Consider the following 18963-nt stretch of genomic DNA (forward strand, 5'->3'; position numbering starts at 1 on the left):
GAGCCGTCAGAGTGTTCGCCATGACGCTCCTCTCGATCGGCCAACTGTCCGACCGTTGCGGACTCCCGGTCCGCACGATCCGCTTCTACTCCGACCGCGGCCTGCTGCCGCCGACGGAGCGGAGTACGGCGGGGCATCGCCAGTACGACGCCGACGCCGTGGCGCGGCTCGAACTGCTGCAGACGCTCCGGGCGCTCGGCGTCGACCTGCCGACCGTCCGGCAGGTACTGGCCGAGGAGCGGACCGTTCCCGAGGTCGCCGCCGCGCACGCCGCGGCGCTGGACGTGCAGATCCGGGCGCTCGGCGTGCAGCGCGCGGTACTGCGGCTGGCCGCGCGTCGTGGTTCCCGGCCCGCGGAGATGCGGCTCCTGCACCGGCTCGCGAGGCTCTCCGGCCAGGAGCGGGCGCGGCTGATCGACGGGTTCGTCGACGAGGCGTTCGGCGACCTGGATGCCAATCCCGAGCTCGTCCAGCTGCTCCGGTCGGCGGTGCCGGAGCTGCCCAATGAGCCGGTGGCCGAGCAGCTCGAAGCGTGGATCGAGGTCGCCGAGCTGGTCGGCGACCCGGCGTTCAAGGCCGGGGTTCGGCGGGCGGCCGAGCATCAGGCCGAGGACCGCGCCCGGGGTGACCGGACCGGTCTGCACCACGACCTGACGGTGTACGTCCGGGACACGGTCGGGCGTGCGCTTGCCGACGGCATCGACCCGGCCGGAGCCGCCGCGCGGCCGATCCTGGACGGGCTGGTGGCACAGTACTGCGTGACGTTCGGCGAGGCCGACACGCCGGAGTACCGGCAGCGGCTGATCCGGCGGCTGGAGGTCGCGGGCGATCCGCTGCTCGAGCGGTACTGGCACCTGCTGGCGGTGGTCGGCGGGGCCGAGCCGCCGCCGACGCTCGCGCCGGTGTTCGAGTGGTTCTCGACGGCACTCTCCGTTCACCGGAATGTCGGTGGCCGCCGTTAGTCTGGCGGTGATGAGGAAGCAGCATGAGGGGTACGACGAGCACGACGCGGAGCGGTGGGTTACCGAGCCGGTGAAGCGGCCGGGGCGGACCGCGTTCGCGCGTGATCGGGCGCGGGTGCTGCACAGTGCGGCGTTGCGGCGGCTGGCGGCGAAGACGCAGGTCGTGCTGGCCGGCAGCGACGACTTCGTGCGGAACCGGTTGACGCACAGCCTCGAGGTTGCGCAGATCGGGCGCGAGTTGGCGGCGACGCTCGGTTGCGATCCGGACATCGTGGACGCGGCGTGCCTCGCGCATGATCTGGGGCATCCGCCGTTCGGGCACAACGGGGAGCGGGCTCTGGACCAGGTCGCGGCGGACATCGGGGGGTTCGAGGGGAACGCGCAGACCCTGCGGCTGCTGACCCGGTTGGAGTCCAAGACGTTCGACTCGGACGGCCGCAGCGTCGGGCTGAACCTGAGCCGCGCGACCCTCGACGCCGCGACGAAGTACCCGTGGCCGCGGCGGCCGGGGGAGCGGAAGTTCGGGGTGTACGACGACGATCTCGCCGTGTTCACGTGGTTGCGGCCGGGGGTGGGGGAGCGGCGCTGCCTCGAGGCGCAGGTGATGGACTTCGCCGACGACGTGGCGTACTCGGTGCACGACGTCGAGGACGGCATCGTTGCCCATCGCATCGACCTGGCCGCGGTGGACACGGTGCGGGAGCCGTATTGGGAGACGGTCCGGCAGATGTACTTGCCGGAGGCAAGCGACGCGGAGCTGGACGAGGGGTGGGCGCGGCTGAAGGCGCTGCGATACTGGCCGGCCACGACGTTCGACGACAGCCGGCGGGCGCTCGGCGGGCTGAAGGATCTGACCAGCGAGCTGATCGGGCGGTTCGCGACGGCCGCCGAGCAGGCGACGCATGCGGTGTTCGGCGGGTCGCGGTTGATCCGGTACGAGGCGGACCTGGTGGTGCCACCCGGGATCCGGACCGAGATCGGTCTGCTCAAGGGAGTCGGCATGTATCACGTCCTCAAGTCCCCGGAACGCCAGGCCCGCCGAGCCACCCAACGCGAACTCCTCACCGAACTGGTGGAAGCGCTCTGGAAAACGGCCCCCCGGCACCTGGACATCCCGTTCCGGTCCGACTTCGCGGAGGCGACCGACGACAGCAGCCGCCTCCGCGTCATCGTCGACCAGGTCGCCTCCCTGACGGATCCGTCAGCCCAAGCCTGGCACCAGCAACTCGTCCGCTGACCCCGCTCCGTCGTGTGCCCGGCGAGGTGCCGGGTCGTGTTTGGGGGCCGGCGTGGGGTCAGTGGATGGTGGTGAAGGGGAGATCCAGGCCCAGGCGGTTGTAGTTGGGCTTGTTGTACAGGCGGATCTGGGTGAGCTCCGCGTCGGAGAGGGCCCGGCGGTAGACGCGGACCTCGTCGAGTGAGCCTTGGAAGCGGTTGGCGCCGTCGACCCGTTGGCCGACGTGGATGCCCTGGACGCCGAACTCCTTCCCGGCCGTGACAGAGCCCGCCGGTGCCGCCGTGGAGCCGGCCTCGACGCCGTCCACCACCAGGCGGAGCTTCCCGGCGGCGCGTTCGAGTACGACGTGGTGCCATTGGTTGTCGTTGTACGCCGATGCCGACTGCAGCGTCACGTTGAACCGGTCGACCGACAGCAGTGCCCGGATCCGTTTGCTCTCTGGCTCTGCCCGCAACCACACCTGCGGCGTACTCCCGGAGCCCGTCCGGTAGGCCCAGAAGATCGCGTGCGACCCGGTCGTCGAGCCGTACTTGATCCACGTCATCAGCGTGAAGTCGTCCGCCCCGAGGTCGATCGACCGGTCGAATGGCACCTCGACGTAGTCGTCCACGCCGTCCAGCGCGATCCCGCTGCCGAACTTGCCCTCGGCTAGGGTCGCGCCGCCGCGCACGTACGCCGGGTTGTGTGCCGGCCCGACGTCAGGCGTCAGCGGCCCCGGCGCCGGCGGTCCGGGAATACCCGGCGGCGTCCCGTTCGGCACCGACAGGTATGCCTCGTTGAACCGTGCCCAGCGGATCGACTCGTACGGGTTCGCGACACCCGCCTCGTACAACAGCCCCGCCTCGTCCCCGTCCAGTCGGACCATGTCGGAGTACGCCGACGGTCCCCACCAGAACACCTTGCCCTGCTCCCAGGTCCCGAACGAGTGCGCCTCGTCGTACGAGGACCGCACCGTCATCACCTCTCGTGCGGCCGGATGCGCGGGCGCCGAGAACAGGATCCGGTGCGCGTCGAACCGCAGCAGCGACCCCTGCACGTCCGGCATCACCAACTGCGGGATCGTCCGGAACGGCTTGTCGAACGTCTCCCCGCCGTCGCTGCTCGTCGCGTACGCGCGGTTGCCCGGATCCGTCCCGCGTTCCCGGGCGAGCGCGTAGATCTGGCCGTCGTTCCGTTCGACCACGGTGACCTCCTGGGCGATCACCGTCCCGTCGTCCCGGGACGTCGTCGCGCCGATGTGCCACGTCTCGCCCGAGTCGTCGGAGTACAGCAGATGCGTGCCGTAGACGTGCGGCCCGGCACCGTCGTACGACTCGAAGTTCGCGCCGACGATCAGCCGGCCGGCGTGCGGACCGTGCTGGAGCTGGATGCCGTGCATCGGGCCGGTCGCGTACCAGAAGTTCCAGCTGGGCAGCTTCGCGTCGGTCAGTTCGCGCGGCGTGGTCCAGGTGGCGCCGTTGTCGTCGCTGGTCTGTACGTACGGGTCGCGGTCGCAGCCGTTCGTGCAGGGCTCCGGGCCGTTGTGGGTCGTCACCAGGACGACCCGGCCTGTCCGATTGTCAACAATCGGCACGGGATTGCCGTGGGTACTCCCGTTGCCGTCGGAGACCACCTGTAGCGGTCCCCAGGTCTTGCCGCCGTCGGTGGAACGGCGCAGCACGATGTCGATGTCGCCGTCGTCGCCGCAGTCTGCGACCCGGCCCTCGGCGAACGCGAGGACGTCGCCGTTGGCGGCGTGCACGACGGCCGGGATCCGGAAGCAGGCGTACCCCTCGGTCTTCTGCTGGAACAGCACGCTGTCGTCCACGAACGGCGCGGCGGGCGCGGCCGGACCGGACGCGCGGGCCGGCGAGGTGAGGGTGACGAACACCAGGAGGGCGGCGGCCGCGAGGCGGCCCGGTCTGAGTACGCGCATGACTCTCCTCAGGAGGACATAGGACGTATTATGTCCTGCGACAACGTAGTCATCGGGACTGCCTGCGGCAAGGGTTCGGCACGCACTAAAGTCGGGTCATGGCAGACGCAGAGCAGATCGTGATCGTCGGTGCGAGTCTCGCGGGTGCGACCGCGGCCGAGACCCTTCGGGAGGACGGCTGGAGCGGGCGGATCGTGCTGATCGGCAGCGAGAAGTCCTTGCCGTACGAGCGACCTCCGTTGTCCAAGGACGTCCTGCTCGGCAAGGCCGGCACCGATGCCGCGCAGTTGCACGACCAGCAGTGGTACGACGACCACACGATCGAGCTCCGGCTCGGTACGACGGTGACCGCGATCGACCCGGCCGCGCACACGGTGACGCTCGACGACGGCTCGCAGGTCCCGTACACGAAGCTCCTGATCGCGACCGGCAGCCGCGTCCGCGAGCTCGACGTACCGGGCGCCGACCTGCCGGGGGTCCACTACCTGCGGACTGCTGAGGAGTCGCAGGCGCTGACCGAGGCGTACGCCGCGAAGCCGCGGGTAGTCGTCGTCGGCGCCGGGTGGATCGGCCTCGAGGCGGCGTCGGCAGCGCGTGAGCGGGGCTGCGAGGTGACGGTCGTCGAGCCGCAGGCGACCGCGCTCGCCGGCGTCCTCGGGGAAGAGGTCGGCGGCCTGTTCGCCGACCTGCACCGCGCGCACGGCGTGCAGTTCCGGTTCGGGACCGGCGTCGAAGGGTTCGAGGGCACCGGCAAGGTGACCGGCGTGAAGGTGGAGGGCGGCGAGGTGATCCCGGCGGACCTGGTCATCGTCGGCGTCGGCGTCCGGCCGAACACCGAGCTCGCCGAGGCGGCCGGCATCGAGGTCGCGACGCCGGAGAACGGCTCCGGCATCGTCACCGGCCCGGACCTGCAGACGAAGGTCGCGGACGTGTACGCCGCCGGTGACGTGGTCCGCTGGGACCATCCGCTGCTCGGCCGCTCGATCCGTGTCGAGCACTGGCAGAACGCGAAGGACACCGGTGCCGCGGCCGCGAAGTCGATGCTCGGCGAGGACGTGTCGCACGACGCGATCCCGTACTTCTTCACCGACCAGTTCGACCTCGGCATGGAGTACGCGGGCGAGCTGCCGCGCGGTACGTCGTACCACGTGGTGCTGCGCGGTGACCCGAAGTCGGGCGCCTACCTGGCGTTCTGGCTGGACGACGACAACCACGTGCTGGCCGGCATGCACGTCAACACCTGGGACACGATCGACGCGGTCAGCGCACTGATCCGCTCCGGCAAGGAGGTCGACGAGGCCCGCCTCGCGGACACCTCGATCGAGCTGACGGACGTCTAGAGCGGATACGTGACGTAGGCGAACGACGAGCTGTCCGGTGACCAGCTCGGCACGTTCATCGTGCCCTGGCCGCCGAACAGGCTCGTCAGTTCGCGGATCTCGCCGTCGCGGGTGAGCAGCCGCAGCCGGACGTCGTCGATGTCGGCCGGATGCCCCTCGGTCCCGGACGGGAAGCTCACGTAGGCGATCGCCGATCCGTCCGGCGCCGGGTGCGGGAACCAGTTGACCCGCTCGTCGGCTGTCAGTTGCTCGGCCGTGCCGTCCTTGATCCGGAACAGCTGCGCCTGCCCCGCCCGCTCGGAGTTGAAGTAGATCCACTCGCCGTCCGGCCCGTACTCCGACCCGTCGTCGGCGAACTCGTCGTCGGTCACCTGGACGTCGGCGCCGCCCGCGGCCGGGATCGTCCACACGTTGGTGATCCGCCGCTCGCCGACCTGTTCCAGCCCGATGTACGCGAGCGTCGTACCGTCCGGGGACACGCCGTGCAGGTAGTGGTGGAACCCTGCCCCGCGGTCGTTGGTCACCCGGCGGCCCGCGCCGCCCTCGATCGGTACGGCGTAGATGTGCCCGTCCTCAGCCGATACGTAGACCGTCCGCCCGTCCGGGCCGACCACGTGGTCGTTGTTGATCGCCGGCACGCCGCCGAGCTCGATCTCCTCGAGCCCGTCACCCACCCGGTACAGCAGTCCGTTGCCATTGACAATCATGGTGCCGTCGGCGAGCCAGTTCGGCGCCTCGAACAGCACCTCGTCCGAACTGAACACCAGTCGGTGCTCGTTACGGGCGACGTCGACGACGTACAGCTCGGACCGCTGACCTGGGCGCAGAGTTCGGGGCATGCGTCAGACCCTAGCTCGGGTTCGCGACGCAGCCCGGTCCTTGCAGTGACAGCTCGGTATGCAAGATGTCGAGGTACGCGCAGCCGTCGCGCTGGTTCGGCTCGACGATGCCGCCCTCGTGCCACTCGTTCCACGCGTACAGGAACAGATAGTTGTCGACCGTCGAAGGACGGGTCGACGTCGCCATGTCGGCCACGGCGTTCCGGACCGCCGTACGGTAACCGTCCAGGGACTGGTCCGGCATCCAGCGGATCGCCTTCACATCGGTCTGCTCGATCGGGTACCGCGGCCGCTCGTCGAAGTCCGACAGCACGCACCGCCCGTACGCGCCGGGAGCCTGGTTGTAGAACGCGCGCTGGCCCTGCAGATACGTCGTGTACGAACGGCTCTCGACCGCCGGCCCGTCGGTCGTACAGTACGGCGCGTCCGCACCGGCGTTGCCGACCTGCTTCGGGTCGAAACCAGCCTGGTTGATCATCACGTAGATGTCCTCGCCGAGCTGGCTGCGGGCCTTCGCCCGGACCGTGTCGACGAACTGCTTCACCTGCGCGTTGCTGCCGTCGCCGAGTCCGCGGGCGTCGCAGACGTTCAGGATCTTCCGGCCGTCGTTGGTCCGCAGCGTGTTGTCCTGCTGCAGGTAGCGCATCAGGTTCGCGGCAACGGCGTCGTACTGCGCGGTCGGGATGTTCAACGGCGCGTACGGGTGCGCGCAGACGCCGACGGTGAAGTCGATGCTGTCCTTGTTGCGCGCCTTCAGGAACGCGTCGAGCGCGGCGCCGGTGACGGTCTGCTGCTGCTTCGTGTTGTCCCAGTACCAGTAGAAGTTGAAGAAGCTCAGCCCGGCCGAGGTCGCCTGGGTGATGTGCTTCTCGAGGGTCTCCGGCAACGAGTCGTCGTAGTACCCGATCGAGGGCTTCAGGTACGACCAGTCCTCGCCGGGCCAGTTGTCGGTCGCGTAGTGGGTGCCGTCGTGGAAGTCCCGGACGCCGCCCCACCAGTCGTTGTCCCGCCCGTAGATCTCCTTGGTCCGGGAGATGATCGTCTGGTGGCCGTTGGTGTTGAACATGCCGAAGTACACGGCCCCGGCGCGTACCCAGTTCTGGTACACGTACCCGACCGGCCCGTCGAGCGTGTATCCCGCCTTCAGCAGCTCGTCCGTCCTGGACGCGACCGCCAGCCGCCATTCCTTCCCGTTGGTGAACCGCCGCAGCTCCACCAAGCCCGTGCCCGGTTGACTCGCCACATAGCCGGCTGTCCCTTCCAACACCCAGTGCTGGGCCACCAGCGCGTCCCGCTCCTGCGTACTACTCGTGAACAACCAGCGCGTGGCCGACGCTGAGGGCTTGAGCCGGTACAACGCCGTCCACCCGGCCTTGGCCTCCCGCCCGATGAACCCCGTCGTACCCGGCTGCCGCTGGTAACCAGCCGCCGTGGCCGACGCCAGCTCCCGCGGATCAGCCGTATACAAGCGTCCGACGCCTCCGGGGGCGACCAGCTCGACGAACGGTGCGGGCTGAGCCGGCCTGGTGACAGCCTGTGCTGCCGGCTGGTCGGCGCTGACAGGTCCGGCGGTCAGAGCCGCCGTGGTCATGGCGATGGCTGCCGCGGCGAGCGCGAGCAGACCGAGTGTGCGACGCATACAGTCTTTCCCCAGGTTCGTCGTCGGTTGCCGATGATCGTAGACTCGCGGGGTGGCAGGCCGGATCAAGGAAGAGGACATCGCGCTCGTGCGCGAGCGGGCCCGGATCGACGACGTCGTGGGTTCGTACGTGACCTTGAAGAACGCCGGCGGCGGCAACCTGAAGGGGCTCTGCCCGTTCCACGACGAGAAGTCGCCGTCGTTCAACGTCACCCCGGCCCGCGGCTTCTTCTACTGTTTCGGCTGCCAAGAGGGCGGCGACGTGATCGACTTCATCCAGAAGGTCGACCAGATCACCTTCTCGGAGGCGGTCGAGACGCTGGCCTCGAAGGTCGGCATCCAGCTCCGGTACGAGGACTCCGGTGCGCCGGTGCCGCGCGGCCCGGGCAACCAGCGGCCGCGGCTCGTCGAGGCGCACAAGGTGGCCGCCGAGTTCTACGTCGACCAGCTGTTCGGGGCCGCCGAGGCGTCGCTCGGGCGGCAGTTCCTGGACAAACGCGGCTTCGACAAGGACGCCGCGGTGCAGTTCGGGGTCGGGTTCTCGCCGCGCGGCGGCGAGGCGCTGGTGAGCCACCTCCGCGGTCGAGGCTTCACGAATGCCGAGCTGGTCGCCTCCGGTCTGGCCGCCGACGGGCAGCGCGGGCTGTACGACCGATTCCGCGGCCGGCTGATGTGGCCGATCCGGGATGCCTCGTCGGACGTGATCGGGTTCGGCGCCCGCCGGTTGTTCGACGACGACCGGATCGAGGCGAAGTACCTGAACACGCCCGAGACGCCGATCTACAAGAAGTCCAAGGTGCTGTACGGCGTGGACCTCGCCCGGCGGGAGATCGCGAAGGGCCGGCAGGCCGTCGTGGTCGAGGGCTACACCGACGTGATGGCGTGTCACCTGGCCGGCGTCCAGACAGCGGTCGCGACCTGCGGTACGGCGTTCGGCGACGACCACGCGCGGGTGCTGCGGCAGCTGCTGCTCGACAACGACCAGTTCCGCGGCGAGGTGATCTTCACCTTCGACGGCGACGAGGCGGGTCAGCGGGCGGCGCTGAAGGCGTTCGCGGGCGACCAGGCGTTCGCCGCGCAGACGTACGTCGCGGTCGAGCCGGACGGGCTGGACCCGTGCGACCTGCGCCTGCAGAAGGGCGACGCCGCGGTCCGCGAGCTGATCGGGCGGCGCGTCCCGCTGTACCGGTTCGTGCTGGGGAACGTGCTGACGAAGTACGACCTGGACCGGGCGGACACCAGGATCGACGCGCTCCGGGAGGCGGCCAAGCTGGTGATCAGCATCCGCGACCGGTCGAAGGTGGACGCGTTCACCCGCGAGCTGGCCGGGCAGCTGGGCATGGAGGTCGACCAGGTCCGGTCCGAGGTCTACCGTGCGGCGTCGCGGGGTGCGGCGCCGCAGCAGCAACAACAGCATCAGCATCATCAGCAGCAGCAGGCGGCCGCCGCCGCTGAGGCCCGGCCGGCGCAGCGGGCCGACATCCCGTCGCCGCGGGACCAGCGGTTCGTGATCGAGTGGGACGTACTGAAGGTCGCGATGCAGTTCCCGGCGCTGGTCGGGTCCGCGTTCGACGAGCTCGACGACCACGACTTCACGCATCCGTGGCTGGCCGCGGTCCGGGCCGCGATGGCGAAGGTCGGCGGACCGGCAGTCGCCGCACCCGGCGAGGCCTGGGTGGTGGCGGTCCGCGATGCCATCGGCAACGATCCGGCCGCCGCCGTGGTCGGCGCGCTGGCGGTCGACCCGCTGCGCCTCGGGCGGGACCCCGACGAGCAGTACGCGCACGCGCTGCTCGCGCGGCTCCAGGAGCTGACCTGCGCGCGTCGCATCGCCGACCTGAAGTCGAAACTCCAACGTACCAACCCGATCGACCGCGCCGACGAGTACAACCGCATGTTCGGCGAACTCATCGCCCTCGAGGCCTACCGCGCCGAACTCCGCAACCGCGCGATCTAGTCTTTCAGGTGTGAGACGAGCCGGGCGACCTCGGCGGCGTAGCGGTCGGTGAAGTCGGCGGCCTCCGGGTCGAGGCCGAGCGCACGGGCGATCTGCGGGAAGACGACCGGCGCGCAGGCCAGGCCGAACAACGCCAGACCGGTGTAGGAGGCGTCCAGGTCGGCGGCGAGTTCACCGTCGGACTGGCGCCGGCGGAAGTCGTCGATCATCGCCTGGAACCGGGCACGCTGCCCTTCCGGGTCGAGCGCGCCGGTGTCGCGGTCGACGGCCTCACGGACCAGCAGCCGGAGCAGGTCCGGCTTCTTGATCGACGTCCGGGCGTACGCGCCGACCACCTCGCCGAACGATTCCGCACCTTCGACGACGGTCGGCTCGGAGGCGCGCCAGCGGTCCGCGACCGCGCGGTACAGGCCCTCCTTGCCGCCGAAGTAGTACGAGATCAGCTGCTTGTTCACACCGGCCCGGGCCGCGATCTCGCCGACCCGTGCGCCGCTGAACCCGTGCGCGCCGAACTCGACCACGGCCGCGTCCAGCAACTGCTGCTTGCTGCGCTCGGGGTCGCGCTGCCGCTCCTCGGGTCCGGGTGATCTGCGCACGAAAGTCATCCTAGCGGACTGCCATCCGGCGTGCTAACTTAATCAACCAGACGGATGACAGAGTTTGATTGACGGATGATTGGAGTCGGGATGAAGGTCGCGATCATGGGTGCCGGGATCGGCGGACTGGCACTCGCGCAGGGACTGCGGAAGGCGGGCGTGGAGGTCACGGTGTGCGAACGCGATCCGTCGCCGCGGTACCGCAAGCAGGGGTACCGGATCCACATCAGCCCGGTGGGCGAGGAGGCGCTGGCCGCGATGCTGCCGGACGCCGTACGGCGGCGCGTGATCGCGACCGCCACCCGTCCGGGCGACCTGGTGGCGGGATTCGACGCCCAGCTGAACGAGCAGTTCCGCCAGGAGTTCCCGGTCTCCGGGCCGGACGCCGTCACGTCGGTGGATCGGTACGCGTTCCGCCGGGCGCTGATGACCGGACTCGACGACGTACTGCGGTTCGGCAAGCAGTTCACGGCGTACGCCGAGACCGCCGACGGCGTCGAGATCTCCTTCGCGGACGGGACCTCCACGGCGGCCGACGTCCTCGTAGGCGCGGACGGCGTGGGGTCGGCCGTCCGCAGGCAACTCGTGCCGGAGCTCGACGTGACCGACATCGGGGTGCGGTGCATCTACGGCAAGGTGCCGTTGACGGAGGCGGTGCGGGAGGCGGCGCCGGCGGCGTTCCTGCGCGGGTTCTGTTTCGCGAGCGACGGGGCCGGGCTCGGTACGGCGTTCGGGCCGGTGATGTTCCGGGAGCCGCCGGCGGAGTACGGCGACTATTTGATGGCGGTGCTGACCGGGACGAACGCGGTGCTCGGCGCGTCGGACGAGGAACTGTTCGGGATGCGTCCCGCTGACCTCTGGGCGATCGTGACGCGGTCGGTGGCCGACTGGCACCCGGCGGTCCGCGCGCTGGTCGCGGCGGGGGAGCCGGAGGCGGCCTTCCCGATCACGCTCCGGACCTGCGTCACGGTGCCGACCTGGAGGTCGTCGCGGGTGACGATGCTCGGCGACGCCGTGCACCCGATGACTCCGGCGGCAGGCGCCGGCGCGAACACCGCGCTGTGGGACGCGGCCCGCCTGACACAGGCGCTGACGTCGGGCGAGGACCTCGCGGCCTACCAGCAGGAGGTGGTTGCCAACGGCCAGCAGATCGTCACGGAGTCCCTGCACAACGCGGAGCGCCTGTTCAACGTGTCGATCCCGGTCTGAGGTGGACCGCGGATCGCTAGTGTGACGGCATGTCACAGATGCGTGCGCCGCGGATATTTCAGGCGCCGAAGATCCTGTCCGGTGAGATCAGCCTGATCAACCACCCACTCCGGTACGTCGTCGTGGCCAGCCGCGGACTTGGCGACGAGTCGCTCGACGAGCTGCTGACGATCGTGGAGGTCGAGGAGCAGCGCGGCTGGGAACTCGTCAACATCACCAGAACGGATGTCCAGTACATGGCTTTCATCCGCCGACGCTGAGTCGATCCCGCGCCTCGGGCAGGCGATCGAGCATCGTGAGGGCGGCCTGGTGGCGGGCGCGGGCGTACAGCTCGAGGGATGCGGGGATCGGTGCGGGTTCGGCCAGCGGGAAGGTGGAGCCCAGGGTGTGTGCGCAGCCGGCGGCGACCGCGGAGAGGAGGTCGTCCGGGCGCGCGGCGGGGTGCTCGGCGCGGTAGGCGTCCAGCAGGACGGCGAGTCCGTCGATCCACTGGTCTCCGAGGATCACCGTCCGCGGGTCGCAGCCGATCCGGGCGATCTCCCAGGCGACGAAGCCCGGTCGCGGCGGCTGGAAGTCGATCACCGCGGCGACGTCGTCTCCCCGCAGCATCAGGTTGGGTGAGGCGAGGTCACCGTGCAGGACCTGCGTGGTCAGCGCGGGCAGGCCGGCAAGGATCGCGCCGGCCCGCTCCAGCAACGCCCGGCGTTCCCGTGCCGCCTCGCAGGCCCACGCCTCGAACGGGCTGAGCTCGGCACGCGCCTGGAACCGTGCGATGAGTTCGTCGAAGTTCCGGCGGGCGCGCACGACATCGCGGAGTTCGGCCGCCGGGCGGAGGGCCGGCTTGGCGGCCGGGTGCTCGGACAGGTGGCGGTGCAGTCTGCCCAGGGCTGTTCCGACCGCGGGCCAGCGCGCGCCGGTGATCCCACCCTCGGCTGTCTCGCCCTCGACGAACTCCCACAAGGACATCGGCAGCGGCACGGCGATCAGCTCGCCGTCCAGAGTCCGCCGTACCGCGGGCACCGGCACCGCGCGGCCGGCGTACGCGGTCAGCTCGATGGCTTCACGCTCGCTGTCGAGGTTGCCCTTGTAGAGCTTCGCGAACCAGGAGCGGCCGGTGTCGTCGACGACCCGATAGTTGACGGTGTTCGTACCTGCGTGGATCCGGTGCAGCTCGGCCGCGTGCACGCCGTACGACTTCCGCAACGCCTCTGTCAGCTCATTCAGGGTCGTTCCCCCGTACCCCGTCCACGGCTTCGCGCAGTACGTCGGCGTGACCGGTGTGCTTCAGGTACTCCTCCAGCAGGTCGAACGCGACCCGCCGACGGTTCGTTGTCCAGGCCGGATCCGGATCCTCGACGACCGCATCCAAACCTCCGTCCGCGCTCAGCTCCTGCCAGACTGCACGCGAGCGCGCGGCAGCGGCATACCAAAGGCGATACAACTCCTCCGGGTCGTCGTCGACGGCGGACTCCCAACCCCAGCGGTCGTTCTCGACCCAGCTGCGGGTGGCCCACGGCGCGGCCAGCGGACGGCCGGCGGCCCGCGCCGTGAACCCGTCCTCGACGAACGACATGTGCTTGACCAGACCCGCCAGCGTCATCGTCGACGGCGGATGTGTCTGCCGCAGCTGCTCGGCGGTCAGCCCACCTGTCTTCCACGCGAACTGCTTCCGCACCCGGTCGAGCGCGAACTGCAGCGTCTCCACCTCGTCGCCTCTCGGAACCGCGTCCAGCGGTAGGTCTTTCCAGTTCATGCCGGTCCCTTCGTGAGTCACCAAGGATGACAGTCCTGTCATGTGTCGTGCCAGGTCTTCAGTCCGCGGCTCTCCAGGCGTATCACCTGCTGTAAAAGCTCCGGGGAGGGAGAACACGGATGAGCTCAGGAAGAGCACGACGTCGAGGCTGGGGACTCGCGCTGGCCAGTGCGGCCGCGGTGGCCGTCACGGGAGCGCTGACGCCCGTCGCCTCGAACGCCTCCGGTGCGGCCGACGCGAACCCGACAGCATGCGCCAATCAGGTCAACAACACCCCGCAGAAGCTCGTCAACTGTGTCACCCAGAGTGATCTCTGGGCGCACATGGTCAAGTTCCAGCAGATCGCCGACGCCAATCCAGGTGCGGACGGCCACCCGTCACGGAACTCGGGGGAGCCCGGCTACAAGGCCTCGGCCGACTATGTGGCAGGCGTGATGCGGGCAGCGGGATACGACGTGACGCTGCAGGAGTACAAGTTTCACTACCGGAGCTTCGTCGGCACGCCGGTGATGCGTGAGGATTCGCCGACACCGCAGTCGTTCGCCCTGGTCACGGACTTCAACCCGGCGGCGGTCGCCGGTTCGGCGAGCGCGAACGTGCAGCCCGCGGGCGGCATCGTCGTACCCGCGACGCCCACGCCGAGCTCGGCCAGCGGGTGCGCACCGTCCGACTTCACCGGGTTCGTGGCGGGCAACATCGCGCTGATCCAGCGCGGCACCTGCACGTTCGCCCAGAAGGTCGCGAACGCCCAGGCCGCCGGTGCGTCCGCCGCCGTCATCTTCAACGAGGGCAACCCCGGACGGACGAGCGCCTTCTCCGGGAGCCTCGCCGGTACGGAGCACATCCCCGTGCTGTTCACGTCGTACGCCGTCGGCACGCAACTGCTGTCGCAGTACGTCCCGGGCTCAGCCCCGATGCTGACCGTCAACGTCCAGATCATCGACGACCCGAACCGCTCGGACTGGAACGTGATCGCTGACTCCAAGGGCGGCGACCCGAACAACATCCTCGTCGTCGACGCCCACCTGGACGCGATCTACGGAGCCGGGATGCTCGACAACGCGTCGGGTTCGGCCACCATCCTCGACATCGCCCAGCAGTTGAAGAACACCAGCACCCGCAACAAGCTGCGCTTCATCTGGTTCGGCGGCGAGGAACTCGGGCTGCTCGGCTCGCAGTACTACGTCAACACGCTGCCACCGGCCGAACTCGCCAAGATCAAGTTCGACCTCGACGCCGACGTGACCGCGACCCCGAACTACGTGGCCGGCGTGCTCGACCCGAAGGACGGCGTGAACCTGTTCGGCCGCACCCCCGGTACGCCGATGCCGCCGAGCATCTGGGCACCGTCCGCGATCGGACGCGACTACGGGATCGACTACCTGAACTCGATCGGGCAGAACCACATCCTGTTCTCGGCCGACGGCACGGACGCGTTCATGTTCCAGCAGGCCGGGATCCCGGCGAGCGGCGTGCTCACCGGTCAGGACTGCTGCAAGCTCGCGTCGGACGTCGCGCTGTTCGGCGGATACGAGGGCAACTTCGAGGGCACCGTGCCGGGCGACGACGGCGGCTGCGTGGACAACCCGTTCCGCTGGTGCGACAACCTCGGCAACAACGACCCGCAGGTCCTGACCTGGATGTCGAAGACCTTCGCCAACATGGTCGGCCACATGGCCTACGACACCCAGGTGTTCAACTCCACCAAACCAGGCACCGGTCACGCGAAGAAGGTGAGCGCAGCCCCCAAGAACGCGCCCACCAGCTGAGCCGCCTCGCGGAGCCTCGGCCCCACGCGGAACCGAGGCTCCGCACAACCCACTGCCCGACCACAAGTAGGGCGGACGGGACTCGAACCCGTGACCCAGGGATTATGAGTCCCCTGCTCTAACCAGCTGAGCTACCGCCCCGTGTGCGGGAGATGGTATCGGGTCGGGGGTGGTTGCTGTGTGCCCAGGTGGAGGGCCGGCGGTGGGTGGGGTGACTTCTGCGGCCGTGTGCGCGGGTCCGGTTGTCGGCCGGAGCTCGAGAACCAGGGGACGGTCAGGGGTTTGACGGAGGGCTGGTTGGCGTCGACCGGGCATGATGGAGGCAGGTCCGGACGAAGGGAACATCGATGGGCTGGTTCATTTTCCTGGTGATCGTGGTAGGCGCGATCGCGGCGTACAAGTACCGCGTGCCGCTGCTGGCGAAGGTCCTCGGCCAGCCTCAGCACCGCATCCAGCGGGCAATCGACCGGAAGAAGGGGAAGTAACACTTCCTCCCGCCAAGCACGAAGAGGCCCTGCCCGCCCGTCGGCGGCCAGGGCCTCTTGTCACCTGCGTGTGATCAGGCAGCAGCAACTACCACGTTCGCGAGCACGGTGATGTCACCGGACCCGGCGTCGGACCGGTCCGACGCGTACCCGAACGCGTTCACGGTGAACTTCGTGTCCTCGGTGACCGTGACGAGACCGACGGCGGAACCGAACAGGTCCGCGTCGAGTGCCGGCGAGATGTTGTTGCCGCCGATCGTCACGTAGTTGGTACCGCCGACGAGCTGGAGCATCGGCTGAACCTCCGGGGCACCCGCGGCCGCGGCAGCGGTGCGGTTGAACTTGGCCGACAGGTTCACCAGCCAGGTTCCCTTCGGGAGCGTGAACGTGCCGACCTCGGTGTGACGGGTCGAGAACGTGCCGCCGATGTTCTTGATCACCGTCGGAGTCGCGTTGGCGTACAGCTTCGTGGCGCCGCCCTTGCCGTCACCCTTGCGGATCTGCGCCTGGGTGTTGCCGTCCAGGTCCGTCCAGCCCAGCGAGTTCGTCTTGATGTCCGCGCCGGTCAGGGAGTTGTCCACAACCTGCGTCGACGCGACAGACCGCGCACACAGCGGGTACGTGAGCGTCTTGCACCCCGTACCTCCGGCCGCGTTGGCTGCGATCGACACGCCGAGCACCGCGGATGCCGCGATGACGCCTGCTACCGCGAGACGGCCGGTCTTGGTGTTCAGGATCTTCTTGAAATTCATCAGTTTCCCCTCTGTCCCCGAGGCCCCCCTCGGGATCTGGAGAGGAAGTTACGCCCGATCTGTGGTCTAGGCCAATAGTTTGGGCGTAATTAGTTCGGTAATTTTCTGCACCACGCAGTCAAGGTGATCCGCGCGGTGGTGCCGAGGTCGGTGTCGACGGGCCAGACTGCCTGGCGTTCGCCGGGGTGTGGCGCGACCGCCAGGTAGGCGCCGGAAGCCTTGTCCTCGGCAACTTCCACGGTGTTCGACCAGGCGACGACGGCGACGGCCGTTTCGCCTTTGGCCAGGTGGATCCGGGCCGGTCCGGGGTCGATCGCCATGTACGAGGTGCCGCGGGCAACGGTCACCTTCATCGGCCGGCGCCGACCGTTGAGGACGCCAACGTCCGGGTAGCCGTTGAGGGTGATCGGCGCCTTCCGGCAGTTCGTCAGCTTCACGACGACGGCCCGGTGCCCCAACGCGGCCTCCACCGGCCCGACGGTGATCATCGCGCCCGACGCCGGGCAGACCGGCGGTGGCGGAGTAGGTGTCGGTGTCGGGGTCGCGGTACGTCGCACCTCGGGAGCCTGGGTCGCCGGTGTCGCGCCGGTCGCGCTCTCGGTGCCGCACCCCGACAGCAGCAGCGCTGCGCTCAGTCCCACCCACCCCAGCCGTTTCACGCCCCGAACCTACCCGAGGCGGAAGAAGGCCCAGAGAAGAAGAAAGCCGGGCTCCTGTGAAACCAGGACCCGGCTGATGAACTTGCTCCCGCCACTGGACTCGAACCAGTAACCTGCCGGTTAACAGCCGGCTGCTCTGCCAATTGAGCTAGGCGGGATCGTGGTGGTGCTTCTCCCCGAACCCCGAGGACCTGAGTAGGTTAGCAGGCCACCGGCGAACTACAAAAACGGGATTCGGGTGCCTGCCGGGTCAGATGCCGAACTCGTCCCGGACCTCCTGGAGCGCCTCCTCGGCCGCCTCCACGACGCCCGGCTGGGACGGCTCCAATCCCTTGTCCAGAACGATGTTCCAGGTCACTCCCGCGTCGGCGCCGGACGGGTTGCGCCGCGCGACGATGCGCACTCCGCGTTTGCCGGACAGCGGCACGTGACGCTGGATGACGATGCTGGCGTCGACCCGCTCGCGGAGCAGTTGGCCGAAGCGCCCGGGGTCCTCGACCTTGAGTTCGGTGGCGCGCAGCGGCGTCCCGAAGTCGGTGGTCTCGTACACGTGCAGTACCGACGCCTCAGCGTCCCAGTTCGCGCGCTCGATCTGCTCCCAGCCGACCCGGCGAGCCGCGTCCGCGGAGTCCGACGGCAGGTACACCGCCGCCCGCGTGCCGGCCACCCAGCGACCGTTCGCGAGCTGCACGGCCGCGAGCACGTCTTCCTTGCTCCCGGTCGACTCCCGAGCGGCCGCCGACACAGCCGCCCCCAACTCACGCGGCCAGGCGGTACGCAAAAGTCTCACATCGACATCATCCCAGCACCTCCAAGCTAGGCCTCAGGCACCCGCTCAGGCGACGTACTCCCGGAGTTGCGGCAGCGCCCGCCGCCGCAACTGCCGCAGCGCCTCGCGCTCCAGCGCGCGCACCTTCGCAGGGTTCAGATCGAGTTGTACGGCGGTCTCCTCCGGTGTCGACGGGATGTGGCCGCGCAGGCCGTACCGGTGCTGCAGGACCGCGCGATGGAGGTCGTCCAGGAACTCCAGGTGATATGCCAGGTCCCGGCGCAGCGCGGCCTGGAGCACGATCGGGTCGTCCTCGAGCACCGGGTCGGACTCGTCCAGGTCGAGTGTCTCCGGCTGCGTCCGCCACTCCTGGGCCCGCTCGATCCGCGCGATGCTCAGTCCGGTCGCCCGCGCGAGCTCCGGCGTACTCGGGTCGTGCCCGAGCTGCTGCGTGAGGTCCTGCCGCGCCGAGCTGACCCGGGACGCGTCGGCGTAGGCCTGGGCCGGCATCCGCACCAGCCGGGACCGGTCGGAGATCGCCCGCCCGATCGCCTGCCGGATCCACCAGATCGCGTACGTCGAGAAGCGGTTCCCGAGCCGGTGGTCGAACCGCTCGACCGCTCGCATCAGCCCGATGTTGCCCTCCTGGATCAGGTCCAGCAGCGAGATGCCCTTTCCGCCGTACCGCCGGGCGAGCGAGACGACCAGCCGCAGGTTGCCCTCGACCATCCGCTGCCAGGACAGCTGCCCGCGGGTGACCACCTGCTGCAACTCGGCCGCGTCGGCGTGCCCCGGATCGCCGCGCAGCCGCTCACCCGCCAGCAGCCCGGCCTCGATCCAGTACGAGTGCTCGTTCACCTCCTCCAAGGTCAGTAGCTCGTGCCGGCCGATGTCCCGCAGATACGCCACCAGTGCGGTCACGTCCGCCGGATCACAGTCCAGATCAGCCATCAGTCCCTCTCCCCGAAAATCTCCTTGCCAAGAGAGTGCCTGATTCCGGGCCTCCAGAACCGGTGACTTCAAGTATGTGGATAACTACGAACAGCGATCGCCGAACGGCGGCGACCCGACATGTCAGGTGA

General features: G+C 69.3%; 18 protein-coding genes and 2 tRNA genes. 8 read left to right on the top strand and 12 right to left on the bottom strand.

The window, feature by feature from the left end:
• The first annotated feature begins 20 nt into the window (after nt 1-20).
• Together AB0M51_RS02170 and AB0M51_RS02175 are read left to right on the top strand one after the other, a co-directional pair.
• The gene (locus tag AB0M51_RS02170) at nt 21-962 is read left to right on the top strand and encodes a MerR family transcriptional regulator (RefSeq protein ID WP_344189822.1); all 942 of its coding nucleotides are present in this window, start codon (nt 21-23) and stop codon (nt 960-962) included.
• A gap of 10 nt (nt 963-972) precedes the next feature.
• Nucleotides 973-2199: a deoxyguanosinetriphosphate triphosphohydrolase gene (locus AB0M51_RS02175; protein ID WP_344189820.1), complete on the top strand. Its 1227-nt coding sequence runs from the start codon at nt 973-975 to the stop codon at nt 2197-2199.
• A gap of 58 nt (nt 2200-2257) precedes the next feature.
• Here AB0M51_RS02175 and AB0M51_RS02180 read toward each other — a convergent pair whose 3' ends face one another.
• Nucleotides 2258-4114 carry a sialidase family protein gene (locus tag AB0M51_RS02180; RefSeq protein ID WP_344189818.1) on the bottom strand — a complete coding sequence of 619 codons (1857 nt, stop codon included), beginning with the start codon at nt 4112-4114 and terminating at the stop codon, nt 2258-2260.
• Nucleotides 4115-4212: 98 nt separating this feature from the next.
• Between AB0M51_RS02180 and AB0M51_RS02185 the strand changes: the two genes are divergently transcribed.
• Entirely contained in the window at nt 4213-5454 is a 1242-nt protein-coding gene (locus AB0M51_RS02185; RefSeq protein ID WP_344189816.1) for an FAD/NAD(P)-binding oxidoreductase, read from the top strand.
• Here the strand turns inward: AB0M51_RS02185 and AB0M51_RS02190 are convergent.
• Together AB0M51_RS02190 and AB0M51_RS02195 are read right to left on the bottom strand one after the other, a co-directional pair.
• Complete coding sequence (locus AB0M51_RS02190) at nt 5451-6293, bottom strand: biopolymer transporter Tol (RefSeq protein ID WP_344189814.1); 843 nt, start codon at nt 6291-6293, stop codon at nt 5451-5453. The genes AB0M51_RS02185 and AB0M51_RS02190 overlap by 4 nt on opposite strands.
• 10 nt (nt 6294-6303) lie before the next feature.
• Complete coding sequence (locus tag AB0M51_RS02195; RefSeq protein WP_344189812.1) at nt 6304-7932, bottom strand: glycoside hydrolase family 99-like domain-containing protein; 1629 nt, start codon at nt 7930-7932, stop codon at nt 6304-6306.
• Between the two features lie 52 nt (nt 7933-7984).
• Here AB0M51_RS02195 and dnaG point away from each other — a divergent pair, with 52 nt between their 5' ends.
• Nucleotides 7985-9889, top strand: a complete 1905-nt coding sequence (gene dnaG / locus AB0M51_RS02200) for a DNA primase (RefSeq protein ID WP_344189810.1) — start codon at nt 7985-7987, stop codon at nt 9887-9889.
• Here dnaG and AB0M51_RS02205 read toward each other — a convergent pair.
• A complete protein-coding gene (locus tag AB0M51_RS02205; RefSeq protein WP_344189808.1) occupies nt 9886-10485 on the bottom strand; it encodes a TetR family transcriptional regulator in 600 nt (199 codons plus the stop codon). The two genes, dnaG and AB0M51_RS02205, sit on opposite strands and share 4 nt — an antisense overlap.
• 75 nt (nt 10486-10560) lie before the next feature.
• Between AB0M51_RS02205 and AB0M51_RS02210 the strand changes: the two genes are divergently transcribed.
• Together AB0M51_RS02210 and AB0M51_RS02215 are read left to right on the top strand one after the other, a co-directional pair.
• Nucleotides 10561-11694: an NAD(P)/FAD-dependent oxidoreductase gene (locus AB0M51_RS02210; protein ID WP_344189806.1), complete on the top strand. Its 1134-nt coding sequence runs from the start codon at nt 10561-10563 to the stop codon at nt 11692-11694.
• 29 nt (nt 11695-11723) lie between these two features.
• The gene (locus AB0M51_RS02215) at nt 11724-11954 is read left to right on the top strand and encodes a hypothetical protein (protein WP_344189804.1); all 231 of its coding nucleotides are present in this window, start codon (nt 11724-11726) and stop codon (nt 11952-11954) included.
• Here AB0M51_RS02215 and AB0M51_RS02220 read toward each other — a convergent pair.
• Both AB0M51_RS02220 and AB0M51_RS02225 read right to left on the bottom strand, forming a co-directional pair.
• Complete coding sequence (locus AB0M51_RS02220) at nt 11938-12897, bottom strand: phosphotransferase (protein WP_344189802.1); 960 nt, start codon at nt 12895-12897, stop codon at nt 11938-11940. The two genes, AB0M51_RS02215 and AB0M51_RS02220, sit on opposite strands and share 17 nt — an antisense overlap.
• 13 nt (nt 12898-12910) lie before the next feature.
• Nucleotides 12911-13447 carry a DUF664 domain-containing protein gene (locus tag AB0M51_RS02225; RefSeq protein ID WP_344189800.1) on the bottom strand — a complete coding sequence of 179 codons (537 nt, stop codon included), beginning with the start codon at nt 13445-13447 and terminating at the stop codon, nt 12911-12913.
• 119 nt (nt 13448-13566) lie between these two features.
• Here AB0M51_RS02225 and AB0M51_RS02230 point away from each other — a divergent pair, with 119 nt between their 5' ends.
• Entirely contained in the window at nt 13567-15216 is a 1650-nt protein-coding gene (locus tag AB0M51_RS02230) for a M28 family peptidase (protein WP_344189798.1), read from the top strand.
• A 67-nt stretch (nt 15217-15283) separates the two neighbouring features.
• Here the strand turns inward: AB0M51_RS02230 and AB0M51_RS02235 are convergent.
• A tRNA-Ile gene (locus AB0M51_RS02235) sits at nt 15284-15357 on the bottom strand.
• A 206-nt stretch (nt 15358-15563) separates the two neighbouring features.
• Between AB0M51_RS02235 and AB0M51_RS02240 the strand changes: the two genes are divergently transcribed.
• On the top strand, nt 15564-15701 hold the full coding sequence (locus AB0M51_RS02240; RefSeq protein ID WP_344189796.1) for a hypothetical protein: 138 nt from the start codon (nt 15564-15566) through the stop codon (nt 15699-15701).
• A gap of 74 nt (nt 15702-15775) precedes the next feature.
• Here the strand turns inward: AB0M51_RS02240 and AB0M51_RS02245 are convergent, their stop codons facing one another.
• The 5 genes from AB0M51_RS02245 to AB0M51_RS02265 form a co-directional block, all read right to left on the bottom strand.
• The gene (locus AB0M51_RS02245) at nt 15776-16453 is read right to left on the bottom strand and encodes a hypothetical protein (RefSeq protein WP_344189795.1); all 678 of its coding nucleotides are present in this window, start codon (nt 16451-16453) and stop codon (nt 15776-15778) included.
• Nucleotides 16454-16542: 89 nt separating this feature from the next.
• Nucleotides 16543-17112, bottom strand: a complete 570-nt coding sequence (locus tag AB0M51_RS02250) for a DUF4232 domain-containing protein (protein ID WP_344189793.1) — start codon at nt 17110-17112, stop codon at nt 16543-16545.
• 85 nt (nt 17113-17197) lie between these two features.
• Nucleotides 17198-17270, bottom strand: a tRNA-Asn gene (locus AB0M51_RS02255).
• A 92-nt stretch (nt 17271-17362) separates the two neighbouring features.
• Nucleotides 17363-17902 carry a hypothetical protein gene (locus AB0M51_RS02260; RefSeq protein WP_344189791.1) on the bottom strand — a complete coding sequence of 180 codons (540 nt, stop codon included), beginning with the start codon at nt 17900-17902 and terminating at the stop codon, nt 17363-17365.
• A 45-nt stretch (nt 17903-17947) separates the two neighbouring features.
• On the bottom strand, nt 17948-18832 hold the full coding sequence (locus AB0M51_RS02265; protein WP_344189789.1) for a sigma-70 family RNA polymerase sigma factor: 885 nt from the start codon (nt 18830-18832) through the stop codon (nt 17948-17950).
• Nucleotides 18833-18963 lie beyond the last annotated feature (131 nt).

Origin of the sequence: Kribbella sp. NPDC051137 (assembly GCF_040682535.1) — a bacterium.
Lineage (GTDB): Bacteria > Actinomycetota > Actinomycetes > Propionibacteriales > Kribbellaceae > Kribbella > Kribbella karoonensis.